Annotated in this window: 21 protein-coding genes, 1 pseudogene and 1 riboswitch; of the genes and pseudogenes, 4 read left to right on the plus strand and 18 right to left on the minus strand. The window is 54.7% G+C overall.

Features of this window, described 5'->3' with window-relative positions; translation table 11 throughout:
- Positions 1–120: 120 nt before the first annotated feature.
- Entirely contained in the window at positions 121–384 is a 264-nt protein-coding gene (locus JI735_RS02875; protein ID WP_233476218.1) for a hypothetical protein, read from the plus strand.
- A gap of 879 nt (positions 385–1,263) precedes the next feature.
- On the opposite strand, the gene JI735_RS02880 is transcribed toward JI735_RS02875, so the two are convergent.
- The 3 genes and pseudogenes from JI735_RS02880 to JI735_RS02890 form a co-directional block, all read right to left on the minus strand.
- Positions 1,264–2,835, minus strand: a complete 1,572-nt coding sequence (locus JI735_RS02880) for a glycosyltransferase family 4 protein (RefSeq protein WP_202677030.1) — start codon at positions 2,833–2,835, stop codon at positions 1,264–1,266.
- Positions 2,836–3,226: 391 nt separating this feature from the next.
- Entirely contained in the window at positions 3,227–4,360 is a 1,134-nt protein-coding gene (locus tag JI735_RS02885; RefSeq protein WP_051051497.1) for a CgeB family protein, read from the minus strand.
- Positions 4,361–4,392: 32 nt separating this feature from the next.
- Positions 4,393–5,491, minus strand: a pseudogene (locus JI735_RS02890) (CgeB family protein).
- A gap of 203 nt (positions 5,492–5,694) precedes the next feature.
- Here JI735_RS02890 and JI735_RS02895 point away from each other — a divergent pair.
- On the plus strand, positions 5,695–6,468 hold the full coding sequence (locus JI735_RS02895; protein WP_039832996.1) for an AAA family ATPase: 774 nt from the start codon (positions 5,695–5,697) through the stop codon (positions 6,466–6,468).
- Between the two features lie 415 nt (positions 6,469–6,883).
- Here JI735_RS02895 and JI735_RS02900 read toward each other — a convergent pair whose 3' ends face one another.
- The 7 genes from JI735_RS02900 to JI735_RS02930 all read right to left on the minus strand — a co-directional run bounded on the left by JI735_RS02900 (position 6,884) and on the right by JI735_RS02930 (position 14,792).
- The gene (locus JI735_RS02900; RefSeq protein ID WP_039832995.1) at positions 6,884–7,069 is read right to left on the minus strand and encodes an aspartyl-phosphate phosphatase Spo0E family protein; all 186 of its coding nucleotides are present in this window, start codon (positions 7,067–7,069) and stop codon (positions 6,884–6,886) included.
- Positions 7,059–8,504, minus strand: a complete 1,446-nt coding sequence (gene wsfD / locus JI735_RS02905) for a glycan biosynthesis hexose transferase WsfD (RefSeq protein ID WP_051051495.1) — start codon at positions 8,502–8,504, stop codon at positions 7,059–7,061. The genes JI735_RS02900 and wsfD overlap by 11 nt, the downstream gene beginning before the upstream one ends.
- Before the next feature lie 9 nt (positions 8,505–8,513).
- Positions 8,514–10,412, minus strand: coding sequence for an LTA synthase family protein (locus JI735_RS02910; RefSeq protein ID WP_039832994.1), 1,899 nt, complete (start codon positions 10,410–10,412; stop codon positions 8,514–8,516).
- Between the two features lie 157 nt (positions 10,413–10,569).
- Positions 10,570–11,742 (minus strand): hypothetical protein, encoded by a 1,173-nt coding sequence (locus tag JI735_RS02915; protein WP_039832993.1) that lies wholly within the window; start codon positions 11,740–11,742, stop codon positions 10,570–10,572.
- The gene (locus JI735_RS02920; RefSeq protein ID WP_051051494.1) at positions 11,739–12,332 is read right to left on the minus strand and encodes an RNA polymerase sigma factor; all 594 of its coding nucleotides are present in this window, start codon (positions 12,330–12,332) and stop codon (positions 11,739–11,741) included. The genes JI735_RS02915 and JI735_RS02920 overlap by 4 nt, the downstream gene beginning before the upstream one ends.
- A gap of 227 nt (positions 12,333–12,559) precedes the next feature.
- A complete protein-coding gene (locus JI735_RS02925) occupies positions 12,560–13,897 on the minus strand; it encodes a 5'-deoxyadenosine deaminase (protein WP_039832992.1) in 1,338 nt (445 codons plus the stop codon).
- A gap of 61 nt (positions 13,898–13,958) precedes the next feature.
- Positions 13,959–14,057, minus strand: a riboswitch (purine riboswitch).
- Positions 14,058–14,336: 279 nt separating this feature from the next.
- Positions 14,337–14,792: a GNAT family N-acetyltransferase gene (locus JI735_RS02930; RefSeq protein WP_233476221.1), complete on the minus strand. Its 456-nt coding sequence runs from the start codon at positions 14,790–14,792 to the stop codon at positions 14,337–14,339.
- 119 nt (positions 14,793–14,911) lie between these two features.
- Between JI735_RS02930 and JI735_RS02935 the strand changes: the two genes are divergently transcribed.
- Positions 14,912–15,172: a hypothetical protein gene (locus tag JI735_RS02935; protein ID WP_202677032.1), complete on the plus strand. Its 261-nt coding sequence runs from the start codon at positions 14,912–14,914 to the stop codon at positions 15,170–15,172.
- Position 15,173: 1 nt separating this feature from the next.
- Here the strand turns inward: JI735_RS02935 and JI735_RS02940 are convergent, their stop codons facing one another.
- From JI735_RS02940 to JI735_RS02955, 4 genes are read right to left on the minus strand one after another with little or no spacing between them, the layout of a single operon-like run.
- On the minus strand, positions 15,174–15,401 hold the full coding sequence (locus tag JI735_RS02940) for a hypothetical protein (RefSeq protein WP_202677033.1): 228 nt from the start codon (positions 15,399–15,401) through the stop codon (positions 15,174–15,176).
- Entirely contained in the window at positions 15,398–15,709 is a 312-nt protein-coding gene (locus JI735_RS02945; RefSeq protein WP_020426408.1) for a hypothetical protein, read from the minus strand. The genes JI735_RS02940 and JI735_RS02945 overlap by 4 nt, the downstream gene beginning before the upstream one ends.
- Positions 15,706–16,053, minus strand: coding sequence for an alpha-helical endospore appendage domain-containing protein (locus JI735_RS02950; RefSeq protein ID WP_039832989.1), 348 nt, complete (start codon positions 16,051–16,053; stop codon positions 15,706–15,708). The genes JI735_RS02945 and JI735_RS02950 overlap by 4 nt, the downstream gene beginning before the upstream one ends.
- 24 nt (positions 16,054–16,077) lie before the next feature.
- Positions 16,078–16,371, minus strand: a complete 294-nt coding sequence (locus tag JI735_RS02955) for a hypothetical protein (RefSeq protein WP_020426410.1) — start codon at positions 16,369–16,371, stop codon at positions 16,078–16,080.
- Between the two features lie 336 nt (positions 16,372–16,707).
- On the opposite strand from JI735_RS02955, the gene JI735_RS02960 reads away from it, so the two are divergent.
- Positions 16,708–17,244, plus strand: coding sequence for a GNAT family N-acetyltransferase (locus JI735_RS02960; protein WP_051051493.1), 537 nt, complete (start codon positions 16,708–16,710; stop codon positions 17,242–17,244).
- A 505-nt stretch (positions 17,245–17,749) separates the two neighbouring features.
- Here the strand turns inward: JI735_RS02960 and JI735_RS02965 are convergent.
- The 4 genes from JI735_RS02965 to JI735_RS02980 are packed head-to-tail and all read right to left on the minus strand — an operon-like array spanning position 17,750 to position 21,241.
- On the minus strand, positions 17,750–18,481 hold the full coding sequence (locus JI735_RS02965) for a sugar phosphate nucleotidyltransferase (protein ID WP_039833528.1): 732 nt from the start codon (positions 18,479–18,481) through the stop codon (positions 17,750–17,752).
- A 47-nt stretch (positions 18,482–18,528) separates the two neighbouring features.
- On the minus strand, positions 18,529–19,266 hold the full coding sequence (locus tag JI735_RS02970; RefSeq protein WP_039833529.1) for a glycosyltransferase family 2 protein: 738 nt from the start codon (positions 19,264–19,266) through the stop codon (positions 18,529–18,531).
- Entirely contained in the window at positions 19,263–20,396 is a 1,134-nt protein-coding gene (locus tag JI735_RS02975) for a glycosyltransferase family 2 protein (RefSeq protein ID WP_233476222.1), read from the minus strand. Before JI735_RS02975 ends, JI735_RS02970 begins: the two co-directional genes overlap by 4 nt.
- Entirely contained in the window at positions 20,393–21,241 is an 849-nt protein-coding gene (locus JI735_RS02980; RefSeq protein ID WP_039835335.1) for a glycosyltransferase family 2 protein, read from the minus strand. The genes JI735_RS02975 and JI735_RS02980 overlap by 4 nt, the downstream gene beginning before the upstream one ends.
- Positions 21,242–21,286 lie beyond the last annotated feature (45 nt).

The raw sequence follows: 21,286 nt of genomic DNA on the forward strand, positions 1-21,286 counted from the left end.
ACGCCAGAGTTGGCCGGTTGCCGGGTGCGTCTGGCGTGCGGGTGACCCGATAAAACGGCATTTCTGCCGTTGTTAGAGGTTACTTTCACGTGAGCGGCAGATTTAACGGCAGTTCTGCCGGTGTTGGGTGCGACTGGTGCGGGAGCGGCGGATTTAACGGCAGTTTTGCTGTTATTGGGTGCGATTGGTGCGGACGTGGCGGATTTAACGGCAGTTTTGCTGTTATTGGGTGCGACTGGTGCGGGAGCGGCGGATATAACGGCATTTTTGCTGTTATTGGGTGCGATTGGTGCGGGAGTGGCGGATTTAACGGCATTTTTGCCGTTGCTTCGGATACAAGTGGGAAAAAGTATAGTTATTTCTCCCGAAACTAAACAATCATAAGATTTAGGTGGAAAAAGTAAACTTAATTCGGCAATATTTGTCCGTTAGTAGCAAAATGAGCCGAAATAGTGGTACTTTTTCCACTTAGTTTGTGTAACGCAGGGCTATCGAGCAAATTAGTGATACTTTTTCCACTTCACCCAACCAAGGCGCATCGTGAGGATACGTCGTTCCTTATACAAACTTCTTAACAACCTGAACCTAGCGCGCCGGTGGCGGAGTTAATGAAACTTCGGCCGGATTAGTGATACTTTTTCCACTTCACCCAACCATGGCGCATCGTGAGGATACGTCGTTCCTTATACAAACTTCTTAACAGCCTGAGCCTGGCGAGCCGGTGGCGGAGTTAATGAAACTTCGGCCGGATTAGTGATACTTTTTCCACTTCACCCAACCATGGCGCATCGAAAGGATACGTACGTTCCTTATACAAACTTCTTAACAACCTGAACCTAGCGCGCCGGTGGCGGAGTTAATGAAACTTCGGCCTATGTTGCCTGCATGCTGGCGCGCCGGTGGCGGAATTTACATTACTTTGTGGTGTTGGTCATTTGGCGCGTTGATGGCGGAATTAATTGTACTCCAGACGGTATTGCGTGCATCTGGGCGCCGGTGGCGGAAATATCGCCACTTCGGCCGGTGTTGCCTGCATGCTGGCGCGCTGGTGGCGGAATTAACTATACTTCAGACGGTGTTGCGTGCATCTTGCGCGCCGGTGGCGGAATTATCGCCACATTGGCCGGTGTTGGTTCCGCCTGGCGCGCCGGTGGCGGAAATAACGGCATTCTGGCCGTTATTGAGCGGCACGGCGCGGCTTCAAGCGGCTGCGCACTTGCACCGCGCAGCTGCTTGAAGGGCACGCCTCCCCCGGCGGCGTGCCTAGGCCGCTTTGCCCCGCCGCTTCGCTTTGCGGCGGGCATGACCCGCGCGGCGCGGCTTGCCGCCGCTGCTCCTCCGGCGCGCGCTGCCTGCGGCGCGCCGCTTGCGGCCGGGGCGCGGACGGCTGCGCGCCCGGGATGCGGCGCGGCGGAGCTTGCCGCGCCGAAGCTTGCCGCGCCGCAGCCGTGCTGCGCGGCTTGCGGGAGTTCGCCGCTGCGGCTCCGGCTGCGGCGGGGCGGGCTGCGGCGGGGCGGGCTGCGGCGGGGCGGGCTGCGGCGGGGCGGGCTGCGGCGGGGCGGGCTGCGGCGGCGGGGCGGGCCCGCTGCTGTCCGAAGCTTCGGCAGCAGCGGGGGGCTCCGGTTCGCTGACAGGTTCCGGCAGCGCGGGGCAGTAGCGGAGATGCCACTTCTCCGCTAGGCCGAGCAGGCGCGCGCGGTAGGCCGCCGGCCCATAGACGGCTTCGACGCGCTCCCGCGCCTGGCTGCCGACGACAGCTGCCAGCCCCGGCTCCTTCAGCAGGCTGTTCACCCGCTGTGCCAGCTGGTCGATGTCTCCCACCGGAGCAAGCAGTTCGCCGCAGCCGGCGGCATGGAGAATTTCGTACAAGCCGCCGGATGCATAAGCCACTACCGGCTTACCAAAGGCCAGGCCTTCCAGCGCAGTCATACCGAAGCCCTCGCGGATCAGGCTGGGAACCACCAGCATATCCATGGCGCAATAGACCTCCGGAAGACTTTCTTCATAGCCTACAAATTTGAAATATGAGGTCAGGCCTTCCAGCTTCACCTTGCGGACGCAGCGCTCATAGTAGCTTTTATCTCCGGGTGTCCCGACGACCATGAATTTTGCTTCGGGATGCTCCTTTGATACAAGCACAGCCATTTTTACGAAATGCTCCAGTCCCTTTTCTTTATTAATAAATGAAGAAATATAACCGATAAGCGGCTCTTTGGGGGCAACCCGCAAATCACGGCGGCGTTCGCTCCGCAGCTTGCTCCAGGCTTCGAACATCATCTCCGAATCATTCCACGACGGGGGAAGCTGGGTTACCTTCTCCGCGCGGATATCCTCGGGAAAGCAAGACGCCGCCGTATGGGAGATGGCCAGAATCTCATCGCTGTTCTTGTGGATCAGCTCTGTACTGATTGAAGTGAAATCGTTGTCCGTGATGGTCTCCGAGATCTTCCACACCACGGGGATGCCCAGTGATTTCGCCGCCATCGCCGGCAAAGCATGAACACAGGTGCTGGAGATAATAAACGCCGGGCGCAGGGCAGCAAGCCACTCTACCAGCTCGCCATACTCAAGTTTCTCCTGAAATTTGCGGATATCCGGCTCAAGCCCGGCATAGGGTGTGTACATCCCGTAGACCAGAGGAATGGTCAGCAGCTGTACATTCAGTCCATTATTTCGCGCCTGCCGGGTCAGCTTGCCTTCCTGGGGTGCCACGAGAACGCAGTTGAAGTAGGGTGACAGCTCCCGGCTGAAGAACAGCAGCAGCTTCTCCGCCCCTGTAATGCTGCGTGTATTGGATACATGGGAAAAGAGCACGATTGTCGCTTTGTCGGCCATGGTGTGTCGGCGCTCCTTGGCGGGGCTGTGGAGCAGCCATTCACCTCCCTAAAAGTTTTACGGAGCATTGCTGCTTGAAATAACTTCGCAGTAAAACTTGCTTCGGAAGCATCTGCTTAGTTTTACGGAGCATTGCTGCTTGAAATAACTTCGCAGTAAAACTTGCTTCGGAAGCAACTGCTTAGTTTTACGGAGCAAATTTTACCGATCATGTCCTGCTGTAAACCCGCATTGCTTGAGCTGAAATTTTGGGCACCACGGCGGTTAAAGCGAGGGATTCTGCTGGCAAACGCCAATGCCCGGTACTCCAGTAGTATATTGAGAGGGAACAGATGCCGGCACGACACCTGTCCCCCGGATATACGCACATTTCCCATGCGCTTCGTACTGCTTAGCCATAAATTATGGTCAACAGCTTATGCAGGCGTCTGGTGTACGTGTGATCCTTAAGCGTCCGTTCAAAAGCGCGCAAAGCCATCGCACGGCGTTCCTCTTCATGAGTGAGGTAATAGCGGATTTTATCCATCATTTCGCGCGGGCTGGTGAACGTATCGATCTCTTCACCTACGGTATAAAAAGTACCCATATCATCTCTTGCATCACACAGCTGCAGGGTTCCGCTGGCCGCAATTTCAAAGGTGCGCGGGTTCGGCGAAACCGCAGGAATTAATAAAGTGTTGTTATTCGCTGCTTCGTCGATGTGGGATCGATGGAGATTAATGACGATTTTGGAGCCGCTGTAGGTAACTGCTGTCTCCTGCGGCGTCATCCATTTGCCGATTTCAATACGTTCCCCATAGAGCGGCGCCTCCGGCAGCCGATCCCACCAGATACCGTTGATGATTGTGTTATAGCTCATCAGCTCCGGCATAATCTCACGGAAGAAGTGAACTCTGTTCCAATAGGCCGAACCAATAAAGCTGATATCCCGGCTGACCGGCGAACGTCCGGTTGTCGGGCGGTAATGCTCCCTGTGGGCAGCAAAGGGCAGATAATGCACCTCCGGGCATCCCAAGCCACGGTAGAATTCCACACAATTCTGTTCCAGCGTGAACACATAATCGTAATGGGCTACGATTTTTACCGTGAAATCCGTATAGTAGGGATCGTCCGTAAGCCAAATGGCTGTCTTGATGCCCATACTGCGCAGGACGGCCACTTGGTCAAGCGGCAGATCCATTCCATCCAAGACCAGCACCAGATCAGGGCGCTGCGCACCCACAAGCTCCACCAGATTCTGCCGCACATCGGTAATCGTGACCTGAGTGGTCAATTTTTGCAGCGCATAGAGGACTGCATCATCGAGCGGAGAGTACGGATAGCCTTTACCCGATGCCACATACATCACATGGATATTGCGAACCGGAAGCGGCTCCTCCGGCCGGCCATCCAGAATGGCGAGTCTTCCCCGCAGGTAGCCTTCATCGTACCCTACCTTGAAGCCGGACAGGCGGCCCCGGAGCTTCTCTTCTTCCGCCGGTGTCCGTGGCAGCGGCGGTGCAGGAATTATAAAATTATTATTCATAGGTTACTCGCTCCTTTAATCCGTATTGAATATCATCCTTGTGCTGTTAGAACATTCAGCAAGTGAGGCAGCCGGGAAGTAAAGGTATGATGGCGGAGGGTCGTCCGCAGCCCCTGAAGTGCGATCTGCCGGCGGTCCTTCTCATGATTCAGATAGTAGTCGATTTTGAACTTCAGCTCGTCGGGATTTTCAAAAGTATCCAAATCCTTGCCCGGGCGGTAATAATTGCCCAGATCCTCGCGGACATCCGTCAGCTGCATGGTCCCGCAGGCACTAATTTCATAGGTTCGCGGATTAATAGAGCGGGAGGGAAGCTGAAAAGAGTTCCGGTTGTCCTGCCCGCCCTCCCACGGACGGTGAATATTAATGACCAGCTTCGCACCGCTGTAATAATTTGCGGTCTCCTCCGGAGGAATAAAGCCGTCTTTGATAAAAGGTGACAGCTCCTCATAGGTGGACAGCCGTTCCCAGAACCCTCCGGCGATCAGCACCTTCTTGCCTTGAAGAAACGGAGCCAGCCCGTCAAACAGCTCTGTCCGGTTGCGGAAGGCATTGCCGATAAAAACAACATCGAATTGATACTGCGGACCGGTGCGGCGCGGGTAGAACATCTGCGGATTCACACAGAGCGGAAGGTAATGTACAGAGTTCACTCCCAGGTCGTGATAGAACTCCACACATCCCAGTTCATGTGTAAAGACATGGTCATAATGCTTGCAAATTACTGATGTATCCTCAGTAAAATAAGGATCATCCACAAACCAGATTGCTGTAGGAATACCCAGTTTCCGTATTTCCGTGATCTGTTCCAGATGATTGTCGGGGAACACATGCAGTCCGTTCATGACCAGCACAGCTCCCGGCGACTCGCGGGCAGCTGTCTCCAGCATGGTCTCCGGAGAGCTGATGACCAGTTCGCTGACAAGCTGCCCCAGCGCTTCCGTTACTCCCGCATCAATCGCTTTGAAATCCCTGCGGCACATACATCAGCTTGAGCGGCCGGCATGCCCCCACCTCCGGGGAATTCAGGCGTCTCACGGCTTCACACAGGCCGAGGCGGTAGCCTTCCTGATAACCGTCGCGGTAATCCGGTGGATGCACTTTTCTCTTTTTTGATTTCACAGCTTTCACCCTGCCCCGTTATATTCTCAAGACAGTATAACTATATGCGGAGTCAGCATCCGCCTCATGGACATCTGTCTGTATTCCGCCGAAATTGGCATATGCCCCCTGTCTATTGCCCAAGCTGCCCGAACCTTTGCAGACGGGTTCCACTCGGGCTACAATTATGGAAGCAAGTGTGAGTCTATTAAGAAGTTTGGGAGAGTGGGATAATGTATGCAATGGATAACGCCATGCTCTACATCCGCCATGCGGAGCTGCTGCGTGAACGGGTCCCTTCTTTTCAGGCCTATCCGTTTGATCTTCCGGTGATCCGCAGCTTTAACCGGCTGGCTTTTCAGAACCGGGTTACATTCCTTGTGAAGGAGAACGGGACGGGGAAATCCACGCTGCTGGAAGGCATTGCTGCAGCCTGGGGCTTCAATCCGGAAGGCGGAACGCTGAATTTCTCATTTAATACCCGCTCCTCGCATTCCAGCCTGCATGAGTACCTGCGGCTTGTCAAAGGGGTGAGACGCCCAAGGGACGGCTTCTTTCTGCGTGCGGAGAGCTACTATAATGTGGCTTCTTATATTGACCAGCTGGATGAGGAACCGGAAGAACAGTTTAAGATTCCTATGATCAAAGATTCCTACGGGGGCAAGTCACTGCATGAGCAGTCGCACGGGGAATCGTTTTTTGCCGCCTTTGTCCACCGCTTTGGCGGGCAAGGCCTCTATATACTCGACGAGCCGGAAGCCGCCCTCTCCCCGCTGCGGCAGATGTCGCTGCTGGTGCGCATGCACGAGCTGGCGGGGCAGCACTCGCAATTTATCATCGCCACCCACTCACCGATTCTGATGTCCTATCCCGGGGCGGATATATACCTGCTGGAGGACGAGGGCATCCGGCCTGTCCCTCTGGAAGAAACGGAGCACTACACCGTAACCAAAGCATTTATGAACGACCGTGCGGGAATGCTGCGCGAGCTGCTGGGAGACGGCTGAAAAGGATAACGGGGAGTGAAGGTGGGACAATGGGCTGCCAACTGGCGGAAAGTTGTCTGAAATTTAGCATTTTCCGCGCTGCGGCCCAGTCGGCAGATTGCTGCACAGAATGCAGTATTTTTCCCGCTACTGCCACTTCAGGCGGCGGAGTGCTGCACGGAATGCAGTATTTCTCGTGCTACGGCCACTACAGGCGGGGGATTGTTGCACGGAATGCAGCATTTCTCGTGCTACTGCCACTTCAGACGCTAGTTTGTTGTATTACGTGCAGCATTTCTCTTGCTTTCGTTTTTCAGAAGTCAGATTGTTGTAAAACGTACAGCATTTCACCCCCTCTCACTCAGTACACAAAAAGACACCTGCACAGGTTAATCCCTCGCCTGTACAAGTGTCTTTTGACATTCTGCATAATATTCTAGTGATCTCTCCTGGTAATTTCCCCGGTCTCGTCAGTCTGACATTCAATATACTCGTTGATCAGCATATCCAGCTTCACCGATTGGCTGAGCACTTTAGGGTGGCTGATCCCCAGCTCCAAGGCCAGGGAGTGCAGCTCTTTCCGGGCTTGTTCAATACGTGCCTGATGTTGTTTATCTCCCATAATGGCCGCTTTTCCCGGCAACGGATTGTACCAGCCGCACAAGCTTGTGGACTGCCCAGCCGAACATCACCACAGCCATCATATCGAAGCTGACGTTGAACAGAAACAAGTGCTTCCCGATATCGGCCCTGCCATCCCCCATAATCGGTACCAGGAAAGAAAATAGCCCAATCAGACCCAGCAGCATCAGCAGTTCCCCGGCAATCCGCCCGCGCAGATCCCGGCTGCGGAAATATTCGAACAGGACGCCGGCATAATAGAGCAGATAGAATATAGCCAGAAAGCCCAGCGAATGCGGCAGCACTTCTCTTTTGAACTGGCTCCAGGTGCTGTACGCATAGGATAATGCTTTTTCGGGCTTGCCTTCGGACTTCTCATAGTTTCCAAGGTAATACGGACGCAGGTCCATGCTGTTCCGGGCAGCAAATTTCATGCCGTCTATCAGCCGCGAGGGATGTTTAATATAGTAGAAGAGCACATCCTTATGGGACACCCGGTCATAGAAATCCGCCTGAAGCGACGGATCATCCTGCTTGATCGCCGTACCGGACTGGAAATAGTTCGTGCCCGCAAGCACTTCCAGCTTCTCCGGCAAACCCAGCTCGCGCAAGTCTCCCCGCACATCCGGCGATTCGTTCAAAATCCCGAAAAACACCGTCTGATACAAGTTGATATGCTTCAGCTCTTTGGGCGCCGCCACATACATAATCACCGAGACAAGACATACCGCTACCGCGAACCTCATGGCCAGCTTGCGCCAGTTTCCCGTTCCGTTTAGTGTCATCAGCCGCAGGAAGATCAGGGAAAAGGCTATGCCCACCGGGGCATTCTGGATTTTGGAGCAGACAAGAAATAATACAGCGATAAAAAACAGCGTCAGCCCTTTGGTTGTCGGCCGCTCCTGTCCTGCCAGCCTGAGTCCCAGTGCAAAAGTAAGCAGCATGGACACCATCGATACCGGCTCGCCAAACAGGGAATTGAAGTAGGCCAGATACCCGATATCGTAAAATACGATAAGCATTCCTGCACCGAGCAGCAGTCCCGTAATATAGGAGCGGCTGCCGCCCAGCTTGACGATCATCCAGGTCGCCGCCAGCAGCAATAGCGCATACACTGCCGCCAGCAGGCGGATATCAAAATAACTGCCGTGCACCAGCCCGGCCAGCAGTCTCGGCACCAGCACCAGCAGAATTTGCGAGGACGGATAGAAGCCCAGGAACAAATCCCCATAGGCAAATCTCGAATGGCTGAAGCTGAAAAAGCGGTCGGCATAGCTTTCCGCGGCATTATAGTAATCCAGCCCCACTGTATTCATCATCCGCTTGAAGTCGCCATTATCGGCCACGCCGACGAACGGCTGCACAAACAGCAAATAGATGATTAGGCCGCAGCCTGCAAGGGCAATCAGATTTTCTGCTTTGTACCAACGTTTCATATCTTCCCCCTACCGCTGCGGAAGCAGCTTCACGTATTCATCCGATAAGCCCATCAGCTTCAGAATATATTCATAGTCGCTCTGATATTTATGGATATCCGCTACCGGCTGAAGCGTATCCAGCGACACCGCCTCGCCATCTGCGAAGCCCTTGCCCGGCACGAACATAATCTCATTGTTGAAAAAAGAGCCTGTTGGTGAATAATAGCGCATGCCCACCACGTTGCGGTCAATATTAAGCAGATCATGCCCAAAGGCCGTGAACCCTTCCTGTTTCAGCGATACCCCCAGCAGATTGGCAAGGGTCGGCAAAATATCCAACTGCCCCCCGGTCTGCTTGACAACCTTGCCCTGGGCCATGCCAGGCACATGCATAATCAGCGGTATATTGAAGCGGCTGATCCGCGAATCGTAAGGGATTCCGAGCGCTTCCTCCACCTGCTCCGGGGGAACATCCTTGGGCTGCAGCCCGAAATGATCGCCGTACAGCACCAGGACCGTATTATCCCAGAGTCCGTTCTGCTTCAGTCCGTCAATCAGGGTGCCGATAGCATAGTCTGTATAGTTGATAGCGGTCAGATAGTCACCAAGCATCGTATTCTGCAAAGAGTCCGGCAGGGTGATTCTTATGAAGGCATCGGGGATTTTGAAGGGATGATGGCTGGAAGCCGTCACCAGCTGGGCATAAAATGGCGTCCCCTTGGACTGCAGTGCTGCCAGTTTCTCCACAGCCGTAATATACAGCTGCTCGTCGGAAGCGCCGAAGGCATTGAAATGGTCATTTTTGAAATCGCCTTTTTCATAATAGCCATTGAAACCCAGCGCCGGATACAGCTCATTGCGGTTCCAGAAGCCCACCTTGTTCACATGAAAAGTGTACGCCTCATAGCCTTTATCCCGCAAAAGACGCGGCAGACTTGGCAGCACCCGGTCTCCGAAGCCTGTAGACATCGCCAGCGTTGCAATCGGATAAATGGAGGTATTGCTCATAAACTCCGCATCCGAGGTGTTGCCTGCTCCGATCTGCTGATAGACATGCGGGAAATAAAAACCCTCGCCGGCCAGGCTGTTCAGCACGGGTGTCAGCTCCTGTCCGTCCAGCGACTGATGAAGCGGAAAGTTCTGAAAAGCCTCCATCTGAATCACGATTACATTTTTCCCCTGCTGCGAACCGAAATAATCCGGCATCGTCCCCGCAGGCTTGCTGCTGTAAGGATAAGTGGCCTCCAGCGCGTCAACCTTGGCAATCGTCTCCCGGATGTCCCCGGTGCCGATGAGGCCGTTGTCCTCCTGTGATTTCATCGCTGCGAACACCTCATAGTTCAGAAACCCGGCGCTCTCCGCCTGCACCAGCTCATTGGTAACCCCGCGTGCCGCATGAACAGAGTAAGCCGATAATGCGCCGCCGCCGATAATGGACACAAGGATGACGATCCACTGTACTCTCCGTGCTCCAGGTGAGACATAGCGGCGCAGCGGATGGGATGCCCCTCTTTTCCATCTGCGGAACAGCCTGTAGACGCCTGCAATCACCAGATCTGCAAAAAACAGATAATCAATGCTCTGGATTGTAGATTCTACACTCTCTTTCACCTGAAACACCTGATTCAGCTCATAAAAGGCCAGGTAGGTTGGAACGGAGCCGAAATGGTTGAAATAGACACTCGCCGCAAACAGCAGCAGCGATAGCAGACCGTTAAAAGTCCAATACACCCCTGTCCTGATCCGCGCCGGAATGACCAGTGTCAGGATTCCCATCAGCAGCAGCACGGGCGCCAAATCCGCGGCAATCCATTCCCAGGCAATCCGGTCAAAAAACAGCCCCCGCAGCAGCAGCAGCTTCAGCCAGACCAGCCCGGCCACAATATAGAATGGTCCCCCTACCCGCACAGGTTTGTTCTCGTTCATAACTTCTCCTCTGTAACTTGTAATTGATTTGTTAACCCAATTCTCTTTTTCTGTAAAATCTCAGATTTCTTTAGTATAACAATAGTTCTGAGGCTTATCAAAAAAGGACGCCGCCCTGTATAGGCAACGTCCCTTAAAAGGTATATATAAAATCTCATCATTCAGGGGTAGTTATCTGACGTCCCATGCTGTAAAACACCCCTTCATAATTGAACGCGGCGTTGATACGAAAGTCTCCTGACGGGCTCTCAAACGAAATATTCCCTATTGTTTTATTGACAACAGTGTAATCCTCCAGCCGGATGCCGAATAACTCATCAGCAATAACGGCAGCCGAGCTCTGCAGCTTGGCATTATCCATAGCGAGCATCTTCGTGTCCTGTTCTCCATGAATTTTAGAATCATATGACCCTTCAATATATAGGGAGTTATCCTCTACATGCAGGATTTCATGTGTGGCATAATCCATTATCACTGTGGAAGGCCCATTTTCATCCTCTCCATATATTAAAGTGATGACATCCCACTTCGCAGCCAAGCCCCGGGTAATCTGATACAAGTGATCTTCACCCTCACCTCTAAGAAGCTTAAGCGCCTTATCCGCTTTCTGTATCACTTCTCCGCTTAACTCATCCTTGTCCAGGTTGATCGTCGCCCCGGCATAGATGCCGTTTGCATAGTCTATCCGTCCTTCCTTCCCGAGGAGAATGTCATGGGTCTGGAAGGCTTGGTCAGCATCCCGATAATAAGAAGTAAAATGTTTAAGCCCGGTAACCGTAAATCCCTCTGCATACCCATTATCCCGAAGCTTCACAGCCGCTTCACTCATAAGCCTGGAATCGATTTCTTTGAGGCTGTAGAGAGCGCTCATATTCCACTCTGTAACCTCGCCGCTCTCAGTATCTATTCTGATCGTGCCGCTGAATTCTCCTTCCCCGAAACGGACAACGGCCTCATTTATTCTCTCCATCCGCTCCAAACTCACAAAAGGAAGCTTCTTTCCAAGCTGCTCCCGCATGATGCGCTCGGCTGTCTTGCGGAGCCCAGCATCGGTGAGGTCGGGAGTCTTCACCTCCTGGTAGAACACGCCCGCCTGTCTGCCTTCTCCCAGAAGCCCTTTCTGCTGCAGGAGTGCTCCCGCTCCGGCCAGCAGCAGAATAATTGCAGCTGCTATGCAGCTTAACCGCAGCTTGCGGCCTGCCCGTTCCGGTCCCGGTGCGCCGGTCCGCACCTGCATAATAACTTTATCCGCAGCCGCTTCCGTGAACCTTGATTCCCGGAATGGACCGTTCCGCGCTTCTTCATACCACTTCGGCCCCCGCTCCTTCATGACTCCATCCCCCTTAATTTCTCCTGGACTTTATGCCTCGCGCGGTGCAGCCTGGATTTGACGGTTCCCGGAGAGAGCCCGGTCAGTCCCGCGATTTCCTGAACGGACAGCTCTGCCTTCAAATCCAACACCAGCACCTCGCGGAACTTGTCAGGAAGCTGCATGATGATGCTCCAAATCTCGTCTGTCCGGCGGTTGCCGAGATATTCCATCTCCGCAGAGCGGGCCGTACCCGGAAGTTCATCAGGCCAGCTGTTCCTGGCAGGCTCATTATTACGGATGGCCTGTACACCACCCCAGAATCCCGACCGGAAGAACCGCGACTTGCGGTAAGAGAATACGGTATTCCTGGCAATGGTGAACAGCCATGCCTTAAAGGAAGAGGGGCCCCGGTAGGTTCCGATCCGGTAAAAGCATTTAATAAATACCTCTTGTGCCAGGTCATCCGCGATATCGGCGCTTTTGGTGAGATAGTAGATATAATGCCATACATCATTTCCGTAAAAGCCCATGATCTGCCTAAGCTGTTCTTCGCTCATGGCCGCAGCATGCGCCAGGTCCTGCAGTTCGATTTCCCATCCCAGTTCCAACGTCTTCACCTCACTTTATATGACCCCAAATCTGTCCAGGCGGTTCCCGGAACCGCAAAAAAAAGCAGAGGGCCCGTTCCCTCCGCTGGTTACAATCGTTAGTTGATATCCTGTGCTGCATTCCCGTGATCTGGAAATTTCCATCTGCAAATTATACCGGCAGCCTTGCAGGCGGTCAATGCCATGAGTAAGCAGAGGGCATCCGCAGCTTTTCATGCAATCAATGATCAGGCAAGCGGAGTCTGCGCCAGCAGCCTTTTAATGGAGCGGTTGGCTTCATGCAGCACTGTCACCTTGTCTACCGTCTTCAGCAGCCCTTTATCCATGAGGATTTCACCGTCAGCAATCGTTGTTTCCACATCGGCCCGGGTTGCCGAATAGACAATGCGGGAGATCGGATCTACATCGAAGGAAGGGAAGGTATGGAAGTTGTAGAGATTCAGGATAGCCAGGTCTGCTTTTTTGCCAACCTCTATGCTGCCGATTTGTTCCTCCATACCCACAGCCTTGGCTCCGCCGATGGTCGCCATCCGGAAGACACTTTTCGCATCCATCGTGGTCGGCCCGTGCTGCGGCTTCTGAATCATGGCGGCCAGCCGCATTTCATTGAACATATCCAGGTTGTTGTTGCACGGCGCCCCGTCTGCGCCCAGGCTGAGATGAATGTGGTCATGGAGCATGCCCGGTGTATCCGCGATACCGGAAGCCAGCTTCAGATTAGAGCCCGGGCAATGGCTGACATGAACCCCGCGGTCACGCAGGATGCGCCGTTCCTCCTCATCCAGCCAGACGCAATGCGCCAGAATCAGGCGTTCGTTCGCCAGCCCCAGATGATCCAGATAGACAATGTTCCGCATCCCGGTCATAGCCTGAACGATCTCAATTTCCCCCAGGTTCTCGGAAGCATGGGTATGCACCTTGACTCCGTAGCGCTCCGACAGGTCACGCACCTCCCGCAGCAGCGGCTCAGTGCAGGAGATTACAAAACGCGGCGAAAACGCATATTGAATCCGGCCGTTTCCATACCCGTTCCATTTTTCCAGCAAATCCACGCTCTCCTGGAGCGAAGCTGCTGTCTCCTCCTGCAGGGCCACAGGCGCATCCGCATTCTTCTGGTCCATCATCACCTTGCCGGACAAGGCGCGGATACCGCTCTTGGCGAGTGCCTGAAACGCAAAATCCGTATGATGCACTGTCTCCATATCCACAATTGTCGTGGTACCGCTGGAAATGAGCTCACCGATACCCAGCATAGCGGAATAATACAGCGACTCCTCGTCATGCGCCGCTTCAAGCGGCCAAATCCGCTTGCGCAGCCAGTCCATCAGCTCCAGGTCATCCCCCTTGCCCCGGAACAGCGTCTGGCAGAGATGAATATGAGTCTGCACAAAACCGGGAATGACAGTACGGTTCCTGGCGTCGATCACCCGCTCATCTCCCTGCGCAACGAGGCCGCTGCCGATCTCGGCAATCAGATTGTCCCTGATGCGGATATCTCCATAGATGATTTCCTCCTGCTTGTTCATTGTGATAATCTCTGCATTCCGGATCAGGATATTTGCCATCTTCATCGTCCCCCTTGTCTTGTGCATCCATAACCGCCTTAACACAAAAAGGCCACAAAAATATGCCTGGGCATATTTTCGTAGCCGGAAATTTACGGTTCCCGGTAGAGACCCTTAAACCAATTATTAAGGATATACGAAAAGAAGGATTATTCAATTGCTTGCTGAATAACCCTATCATAAATGAATGACAAGTTTAGTGTCAATACGCGTTATATAAAATTACATAATTATATTTTTAGATATGTTTCGATAAAAAAAATAATGATCTACACCGATTACATGTCATGTTTAGTTACAAAAAAGCCATTTAGCAAGCATCCTCTGCTTATCTCATCAGGGACCCCCGTTAACGGTTAACTGGCTTGTCCATTATTTCCGCCGGCTGTGAGCACTTTCTCGAAAACCGTAAAGTTCGCCGTGCGCCCGGGAAAATCCACTATACCTCTGTATTCATATCCCAGCGAGGGATACAGTGCAGCGCTCTGGCATTCTTGGCGTAGGTATCCAGCCGGATACTGGTATAGCCGCGGCTCCGGGCATGTTCTTCGGCAAAAGCAATCAGCTTGCGCGCAATTCCTTTGCCCTGCACTTCAGGATGAACGGCCAGCCGGTGCATAATAAGATGCGGCCCCGGCCCCTCTGCCCAGTCAATGGCATCGTACTGCTCCGCCTGTTCCTCATCCAGCACAATAATACCAGCGATGGCTCCCTGCTCTTCATAGGCATACAGCGTGCCTTTATCCACATCCTCCGAGATGACCTCCCGGTTCGGGTAGCTCTCATTCCACTGATCGCTTCCGCCGGCCTGCATGACCTGTACACAATTGGCAATCAGCTCCATGATCGCTCCAATCTCATCTTTACGTGCATTACGTATCTTATCTCCACTCATGGACATCCCTGCTTCCTATCGACATTTGAACCTGGTAGAGATTCTGTTAAGAAGTCTACCATATCCGGGAGCGGTATCGATAGTGTGGATGCATCCGCGCCAAAGCTCTATAGAGGGCGGTGTGCGGTATACCGCATGCCGCCTCTATAGAGCCTCCTTATCCTATGGCTCCGGGCATCTCAGCCCAGCTCCAGCTTATGCCCGTCCTCGAAGCCCTTGGCGAAACCCGCGTCGAAACCCACGTTGTATGCTTCGGTGTAGCCCTGCTGAAAGGCGTCTCCCGGCGGCGTTTCCGGAGGGACGCCCAGATCCGGGGGAGCTGCACCACCTGCGCCACGGGCGGAACCTCAACCGCCGCGACTACTTCTATCGGCGGTTGAACTACCTGCACCGGCGGTTGGATGACCTGCACTCTGCGGACAAGCCGGCGGCGAAGTCTTCTTTTCTCCGCGGCAGGAGGCCTCTCTTGGTCTTGCCGGTACGGAGCGCCAATCCTCTGCCCGCTTTGCGTGAAGGTCCTTTGCGGATTCTGGCTTTGCGCGACAGCAGCAGTGTGCGTCTGCGGGTTCTGCTGCCCAAGCGTACCTTTCCCAGCTTCTTTTTCTTCATCCTTCTCCTCCTCCTGAACTCCATGTACTTCTTGCGGTACCGCCTGCGCAAGCCGGACTCAGCCATGGCGCAGCAGGATTTCCCCGTTTCGGCTGATGCAGCGAAATACCGGACATCATCCGGCACATCGAGCTCTGATATTGGCTTAGAATCCGGATATTGTCGCTCAGCTTGCGGGCTGTCAGCTCCGATTGCCCCGTAACCTCGGCGATACTCTCCAAGATGGCCGCAAGCGCAGCCTGGCTGCGGGCAATGGAGCGGATCATCTCCAGCTTGACGGCGTGTTCAGAGAGCAGCCCGCCGCTCATTTGCTGTCTTCCCCGAAGTCGAAGCCCTCGCCGGACAAGCCGCCAAAGCCTTCCCCGCCTTCTCCGCCTTCTTCACCGCTGCCCAGCACCGCTTTTAAATTGCTGTACAACCCATTTTCCAGCTTGGTCAGCCCTTCAACCATTTCCACGATCACTTCGTGAATGGAGATGGATTCCTTAAGCTGCTCTTCATGGGAGTCGAACGCTTTAGCGTGGATATGATGCTGTGTCCACTGCTTCACTTTTTCCGCTTCCACCGCCTTGGCCTCAAGAATCATTGCGATGTTCCACTGGATAGTAGCGGACGACTCCAGCATTTGCAGATAAGCCTTTTCTCTGCTCATCTTCCACCTCCTGCTCTGTAAGCGCTACTCTTCTTCCTGGCCGTTCAGTTCCTTGATAACCCTGCCCACCCCTTCAGCCATCGCCTCTTCCAGATCAGCAATCGCGTTAAGGTAGGCAATAATATTTTTGTTGACCTGACCCGTGCTTTCCACCAGCCCGCTGAATCCGCCAAAATCAGGCTCTACATCCGGCAGATCATGGACAATTTGCGACATACGGACGGCTACGTGGCGTTCGGCGTCGAGAATCCGTGCCATCTGTTCGTGCGTATGGGCCATGTGCTGCAGGACCTTCGTTATTTTATTCTGCACCTTCATGTCTCCTTTGCTCAAACGCCCTGCTACAGCATATGCGGCAGAAGCCCTAGCGGTGCTGGGCTTTACAGGAAGTTGCGGAGTGGCACCGGGTTAAATTGCAGATTCCAGAACAAATAGCGTAGCCCCCCGGCCAAACCTCGATACAGGATGTAACATATTAGAATAGACTTGTATCAGGGATGCGCAGAGCAGCAATTAAACCTTATGTAATGCAACGGGAGAGGGAGGCTATGAAGGATTGACAAGGTGGAGATGCCGAGATTATGCTGGGAATGGATTTGTACTTTTTTCCATATTAATACTTAAAGCCGGCACTGCCGGATTGGGGGCACTCGATTGAAACTCAAGAGCACCCGCCTGGATCTGCGGCCTTTAACACTGGCCCAGCTATCCTTGGCGGGATTGAATTATGCCGGACTGGAGCGGGATTTTGGCTTGAACGTCAGCGGAACTGTACTGGATGATGAAATGCTGTATGCCATGCAGGTCAGACACTCCAAGGTGCTTCAGGACCCGCTCAACTACCCATGGCTGACCAACTGGGCGGTCATCCAGCGGGAAGAACAGCGGCTGATCGGCTTCATCATCCTCAAGGGCTGCCCGAATGATCAGGGCGAAGTTATCGTAGGTTACACAATTAACGAAGGCCACCGCCGACAAGGATATGCTACAGAGGCATTGCAATGCATCTGCGGCTGGATTTTCAGCGATCCGCGGGCGCTCTGGGTCATCGCCGATACCGAAAAAGACAATGCCGCCTCGCACAAAGTCCTTAAGCATCTCGGCGCACAAAAGCACCGGGAGACCAAAGAGCTGATCTGGTGGCGGATTGCCCGGCCGGACACCCAGGCTCCGGCAGGAACCGTGGTCTGATACGCGCATCCCCAGATGCAATGGTGATCCGCGTGAGCCGCAGTTGTTGAGGGGCGCGCTGGCGTGGGACGGGCGAAACAACGGCAGTTTTGCCGTTGTTTTAGGGGCCGCGAGCACGGGACGAGCGAAACAACGGCACTTTTGCCGTTGTTGAGGGGCCGCGGGCGCGGGACGGGCGAAACAACGGCAGTTTTGCCGTTGTTTTAGGGGCCGCGAGCACGGGACGAGCGAAACAACGGCAAAAGTGCCGTTGTTGAGGGGCCGCGGGCGCGGGACGGGCGAAACAACGGCAGTTTTGCCGTTGTTGAGGGGCCGCGGGCGCGGGACGGGCGAAACAACGGCACTTTTGCCGTTGTTGAGGGGCCGCGGGCGCGGGACGGGTGAAACAACGGCAGTTTTGCCGTTGTTGAGGGGCGCGGGCGCGGGACGGGCGAAACAACGGCACTTTTGCCGTTGTTGAGGGGCCGCTGATGGCGCTCACGCAGCAGACCAAAAAACACGCGCCTCACGGCAGCGTGTTTTTCAGCTTTTCTCCGGCTTCGTACAGGGATTGGAATGTTCCGGCGTCGCTCCACCATTCCTTGAGCACATCATAGCTAAGCCTGCGGTTGGAGGCGTAGATGTTGTTCACGTCGGTGATCTCAAGCTCGCCTCTTTGGGAAGGAGATACGCGCCGGATAATATCGAATACAGCCTCATCATACATATAAATGCCGGTTACGCAATATTTTGTCTTCGGATGCTCAGGCTTCTCCTCGATATAGGCAATCAAGCCGGTATCCTGACTGTCGAACACGGGAACACCATATCTCCGCGCATCGTCCACCGGTTTCAGCAAGACTTTGGCTGTCCCCGGAGGCTGCTGCAGATACTTTTTCACATAAGGCGCCAGATCATCCATAAAAAGATTGTCACCAAGCAGTACGACAAACCGCTCACCCGGGAGAATGAATCCTTTCGCCAGCTCCAGCGCTTCCGCAATGCCTCCGGCGGCCTCCTGGATTTTGTAAGTCAGAGAAACGCCAAACTCTGCCCCGCTGCCTAAAAAATCCGTATACTGCCCCGCGGACTGCTTGCTGATGACCAGGAGAATATCGGTTATACCCCCCCGGCGCAACCGGTCTATACCGTAACACACCATAGGATATTTGCCGACCGGAAGCAAATGTTTGTTCATAAGCCGGGTCAGCGGATATAGTCTTGATCCTGTTCCGCCCGCCAGTATGACTCCTTTCACTTACTTTCCTCCTTTTTATCTGTGTCTTAAGCCTTTGGGTCAACGTTTCAGATGAACTCTGCCGGATCTGCGTGCCATTTATCCATAAAAATCCTGCGATTGCGTTCCACCAGCTCCTGCAGCCGTGAGGAGTAAACCTCCTTAAAGCTGGCACTTCCTTCATGATGCACCAGGCAATTCCCGGCAATAAGCAGACGGTAGCCCCGCAGCCGGGCGCGGTAGCAGTAATCATCGTCTTCATAGTGTCCCGGCGAATACCGCTCATCCAGTAAGCCGATGGTGTCCAACAGCTCTCTTTTAAATAAAAAGCACAAGCCGACCAGACGCTGGGTTCCGATCCATTCAGACGGTCCCCGAAGACCCAGCCTCTCCGCCTCGGCGTGAAATCCGGAAATATCTGTATACGGCACACTAATCTGCTGGCGCCCGCTGGCATAGTTCGTTACAGGTCCTACGATGCCGACGTCCGGCGCACTGTACAAGGCGTTTTTCAAATGGGTAAGCCAGCCTTGCGATACTATAACATCATTGTTCAGCAGCAGCAGTTCATCGCCCGAGGCCAGTTGCATGCCCAGATTGCAAGCCGCAGGGAATCCCCGGTTCTGGGGAAGAGAAATAAAGGTCAGCTTGTTCTCGCGGCAATAAGCGTCTGTTCCATCGGTTGAAGCATTGTCGATCACAATTATTTCATAGGGTAATTCAGTGTATTCTCTGACCGCTTCCACACAGGAGCTGAGCAAGCTAAGCCTGTTATAGGTTGGAATAATAATACTGGTCATTGTCATATTCCGTTCCTCCAAGCTGCCAATTGCCGCCGCTGCTCCTGCAGGATTTCAGCGGAGATCATCCCTCCGGCGTTACGGTGCATGAGCACCCTGAGCAGCGCTTCCGCATGATCTCCGGCGATCAGTTGCTCCATAGCATTGCCGGCTCCTGTGTTTCCCTGGCGTAGTCGGTTATGCTTGATGACGTCCACCCTCCCTGCTTTCTCCACTCTCAGCTGCTCTATGATCGAGAGAGCCTGCGCTTTGGGCGGAACCGTCAGCTCACGGTAGCCGATCCGCTCCAGAGCCCGCCGCGACAGGGCATGGGGGACAGCAGTCATCGAGCTGACCCCCAGGTCGTTTCTGCCGAGAACACTGTTCAGATATAGTTTGCAGCGTGTGACATCATCGCTTAAGGCGAACGGAGGCAGCAGCGCATCCAGGTCATTCAGTGCGACATCCACACCACCGTCCACAGCCGAAGCAAAAACAGCCAGCTGTGAAGCCGGAATGACCATGTCCCCATCCAGGAACAGCAGGATGTCGCCCCGGCTGAGCTTGGCCCCAAGCGCCCGCCCTACATCATGCCCCGCAGATTCCGGACAATGCACCACTGTGGCCTGCTTGAACATCCGGGCAAGGCCGTAGCTGTTATCGGTGCACCCGTTCAGCACAACGATGATCTCCGCCGGATTCAGGCGCTGCACCTGCTTCAGCAGCCCCGGCAGCGTGCGCTCCTCATTGCGCGCCGAGATAATTACCGACAACGAGCCGCGAAGTTTCGGCAGCAAAAGCTCTGCTTCGCGGGAGGCGGAAGCAGAAGCCCTCTCCTCCGGGCGCGCGTCCTTGCCTGCCGCTTGCCTGGCGGCAGGGCTGCCGGCGGCAGCGCTCCGCCGGACCACGGTTCGGGCGGCGGCACCAGCTTGGGCAACCCTGCGCTTGCCGGCGGTGCCGCCCGTCCCCGTCCGGCGGGCAGGCGCAGCTCCCGCCGTCTTGACCATGGCGGCGGCAGATCTGCCTTGGCCTGGCGTGGGCGCTCCCCCGCGGGAGGCAAGTGAAGCCCGCCGCGCTTTGGCTTCAGAGCGGCGGATGGAAGATGTATTAGCCTTAGGCCGGGAGCTGGCCCCAGGATCGAGCTTAGCTGCTGTCATCTCACCATCTCCCTTCGCCGGTTGCCATCATTGAAGCCCGCTCTTTCGCCTCTTCGCTGAAGCACCATGCCTGCCGCGTCCAGATGATCCGTGAGGATCACCTCACGCAAGGGATCTGCGCCCGCCTGCTTGGGGCGGACGGCATTCAGCCTGCCTACAGGCACCTTGTGCACCGCCTTCACAAGCAGACCTTCAAGCACAGCCTGCGCATGTGCGAGCGGAGGCCTGGACAGCAGGCCGCTTCCTAGCGCGGCAAGCGCTTTACGGCTGAGCGCATGGGGGACTGCCGTCAGCGAGCAGCCTTTTAGATCAGAGCGGCCAAGCATAATGTTGAGTGCATGCTTGGAGAGCACTACCGGATGCGGGAACTTACTCCGGACCGGACCGGAATAATCATTTAGAGCCACATCTGTACCATGGCTGACTGCGGCCACAAAGGGACGCAGCTGTGAAGCGGGGATGACAAGATCCCCGTCGGTGAAGAGCAAAACCTCTCCTTTAGCCGCTTCTGCTCCAATACTGCGGCCCACATCATGTCCGAGCGGCTGCTCGAAGAGGATGACACGCGCCCCCTGTGACAACGCAATGTCTGCTGTATTATCGAGAGAGCCGTTAACCACAACAATAACCTCACAGCGGGGATGAACTCCCCTTGCTCCGGCAATCACTTTGGCAATCGTTCCCGCTTCATTCATAGCCGGAATGATTACCGACACGTAAGGCTCAGGGTGATTGGCCGCAGGGCGCGGCGCGGCAGGGCGCACCGGCCGGGAGATTCTCCGCGTTGGTTGCAAAGCCCGCCGCCCCGTGCGGCGGGCAGATGTACGTCTATGCTTCAAGCTCATCCACCTTCCTTGCAGGGCATGGTCTCCGGGCTGAGGGTTACATCA

This window comes from Paenibacillus sonchi (assembly GCF_016772475.1).
In the GTDB taxonomy this organism is placed as follows: domain Bacteria; phylum Bacillota; class Bacilli; order Paenibacillales; family Paenibacillaceae; genus Paenibacillus_AQ; species Paenibacillus_AQ sonchi.

What these genes read in the sequence shown, in the direction of transcription:
- JI735_RS02880 (WP_202677030.1), bottom strand. Translation starts at nt 2,835, where the DNA reads ATGGCCGACAAAGCGACAATCGTGCTCTTTTCCCATGTATCCAATACA.
- JI735_RS02885 (WP_051051497.1), bottom strand. Translation starts at nt 4,360, where the DNA reads ATGAATAATAATTTTATAATTCCTGCACCGCCGCTGCCACGGACACCG.
- JI735_RS02895 (WP_039832996.1), top strand. Translation starts at nt 5,695, where the DNA reads ATGTATGCAATGGATAACGCCATGCTCTACATCCGCCATGCGGAGCTG.
- JI735_RS02900 (WP_039832995.1), bottom strand. Translation starts at nt 7,069, where the DNA reads ATGGGAGATAAACAACATCAGGCACGTATTGAACAAGCCCGGAAAGAG.
- wsfD (WP_051051495.1), bottom strand. Translation starts at nt 8,504, where the DNA reads ATGAAACGTTGGTACAAAGCAGAAAATCTGATTGCCCTTGCAGGCTGC.
- JI735_RS02910 (WP_039832994.1), bottom strand. Translation starts at nt 10,412, where the DNA reads ATGAACGAGAACAAACCTGTGCGGGTAGGGGGACCATTCTATATTGTG.
- JI735_RS02915 (WP_039832993.1), bottom strand. Translation starts at nt 11,742, where the DNA reads ATGAAGGAGCGGGGGCCGAAGTGGTATGAAGAAGCGCGGAACGGTCCA.
- JI735_RS02925 (WP_039832992.1), bottom strand. Translation starts at nt 13,897, where the DNA reads ATGGCAAATATCCTGATCCGGAATGCAGAGATTATCACAATGAACAAG.
- JI735_RS02930 (WP_233476221.1), bottom strand. Translation starts at nt 14,792, where the DNA reads ATGAGTGGAGATAAGATACGTAATGCACGTAAAGATGAGATTGGAGCG.
- JI735_RS02940 (WP_202677033.1), bottom strand. Translation starts at nt 15,401, where the DNA reads ATGAAGAAAAAGAAGCTGGGAAAGGTACGCTTGGGCAGCAGAACCCGC.
- JI735_RS02945 (WP_020426408.1), bottom strand. Translation starts at nt 15,709, where the DNA reads ATGAGCGGCGGGCTGCTCTCTGAACACGCCGTCAAGCTGGAGATGATC.
- JI735_RS02950 (WP_039832989.1), bottom strand. Translation starts at nt 16,053, where the DNA reads ATGAGCAGAGAAAAGGCTTATCTGCAAATGCTGGAGTCGTCCGCTACT.
- JI735_RS02955 (WP_020426410.1), bottom strand. Translation starts at nt 16,371, where the DNA reads ATGAAGGTGCAGAATAAAATAACGAAGGTCCTGCAGCACATGGCCCAT.
- JI735_RS02970 (WP_039833529.1), bottom strand. Translation starts at nt 19,266, where the DNA reads ATGACAATGACCAGTATTATTATTCCAACCTATAACAGGCTTAGCTTG.
- JI735_RS02975 (WP_233476222.1), bottom strand. Translation starts at nt 20,396, where the DNA reads ATGACAGCAGCTAAGCTCGATCCTGGGGCCAGCTCCCGGCCTAAGGCT.
- JI735_RS02980 (WP_039835335.1), bottom strand. Translation starts at nt 21,241, where the DNA reads ATGAGCTTGAAGCATAGACGTACATCTGCCCGCCGCACGGGGCGGCGG.